The sequence below is a fragment of the Kitasatospora sp. NPDC022856 genome, assembly GCF_055561235.1.
This window is the reverse complement of record NZ_JBVHHE010000124.1, coordinates 1-1,872: the sequence shown is the minus strand read 5'-3', so window position 1 is coordinate 1,872 and position 1,872 is coordinate 1. Positions and strand designations below refer to the sequence as shown.

Annotated in this window: 1 protein-coding gene; it reads left to right on the top strand. The window is 70.1% G+C overall.

Translation table 11 applies throughout. The features are described 5' to 3' along the window. On the top strand, positions 1–1,872 hold a 1,872-nt coding region (locus tag ACZ34W_RS38605), incomplete at both ends, for a condensation domain-containing protein (RefSeq protein ID WP_465611167.1).

Genomic DNA, 1,872 nt, shown 5'->3' with positions numbered 1-1,872 from the left:
GTCAAGATCCGCGGCTACCGCATCGAACTCGGCGAAATCGAAGCCCGCCTGCGCGAACACCCCCACATCACCGACACCGTCGTCACCGTCCGCGAGAACACCAACGGCGAGAAGACCCTCGTCGCCTACCTCGTCACCGACACCGTGCTCGATGCTCCGGCACTGCGCGCCGAACTCGCCGACAAGCTCCCCGAGTACATGGTCCCGACCGCCTACCTGACGATCGACGCCATCCCCCTCACCGCCAACGGCAAGATCGACACCCGCGCCCTCCCCACCCCCGACCTGGACGCGTTCGCCACCAGCGGCTACACCGCCCCCCGCACCCCCGTCGAGGAACGCCTCGCCACCATCTGGGCCGAGGTCCTCGGCCTGCCCCAGGTCGGTGTCGAGGACAGCTTCTTCGACCTCGGCGGCGACTCCATCCGCGCCGTCCGCCTCGTCGGAGCCCTCCGCGCCGCCGGCTACGACGTCACCATCCGCGACGTCTTCCAGCAGCGCACCATCACCGCCATGGCCGCAGCCCTCCCCGGCAACGGCACCGGCGAATCCCTCATCACCGCCGTCCAGCCCTTCACCCAGATCTCGGACGACGACCGCAAGGCCCTCCCGGCCGACATCGTCGACGCCTACCCGCTCTCCCAGATCCAGACCGGCATGCTCGTCGAGCTGATGTCCACGGAGAACGAGCACGTCTACCGGAACATCAACTCCTCGCGCATCCCGGACACCCACCCCTTCGATGCCGAGGCCTTCCGCCGCGCCGCCGACCTCGTGGTCGCCCGGCACGACATCCTGCGCACCTCCATGCACCTGGACGGCTACAGCCAGCCGCTTCAGCTCGTCCACGCCGACGTCGAGATCCCGGTCGCCATCCACGACCTGCGCGGTCTGAGCCAGGCCGCGATCGCCGAGCAGGCCCGGGCCTACGTCGAGCAGGAGAACGGCACGGGCTTCGAGCTGACCACGGCCCCGCTGATGCGGTTCGCGGCGCACGTCGAGTCCGACCAGGCCTGGCGCCTGACGGTCAGTCACCTGCACGTGATCACCGACGGCTGGACCATCAACTCGCTGCTGATGGAGTTCCTCAGCACCTACCAGGCGCTGCGGGACGGCCTTGAGCCGGCGGCACACGAGGTGCCGTCGGTCCGCTACGCGGACTACATCGCCGCCGAACAGGACGCGCTCTCCGACCCGCAGACCCAGGAGTTCTGGCAGCAGGTCGTCGACACCCACAGCCCGCTGGTCCTGCCCGCCACCTGGGGCGGCGACCCGGGCGAGTCCGTCACGGCCCGGGTGCCGTTCGCGGACCTGGAGGACGGCCTGCGCAAGCTCGCGACCGAGGCGAAGACCTCGCTCAAGAGCGTCATGCTGGCCGCCCACCTCAAGGTGCTCGGCAGCCTCACCGCCGAGGACGCCTTCCACACCGGCGTCGTCTACCACGGCCGGCTGGAGGCGCCGGGCGCCGACCGGGTCTTCGGCATGCACCTCAACACCCTGCCGTTCCCGACGACTCGGGGCGCGAAGACGTGGCGCGAACTGGTCGAGCGGACCCATGCGACGGAGACCGCCATCTGGTCGCACCGCCGCTACCCGCTGCCCGCCGTCCAGCGCGCCGCCGGGAACAGCGACCTGATCAACGTCATGTTCGAGTTCCAGGACTTCCACCAGGTCGACACCGACGCGGTGGACGTCGAGGCCTCACTCAACCAGGGCACCACGGAGTTCGCCCTCAACGCGATCGCCAGCGGTGGCGCCGTTCAGCTGGGCGGCTCCTCGGAGTTCTTCACCGCGGCGAACCTGGAGCGGCTGGGCGCGATGTACCGGTCGGTGCTGGAGGCGATGGCCGCCGACGCCGACGGCGACGCCCGC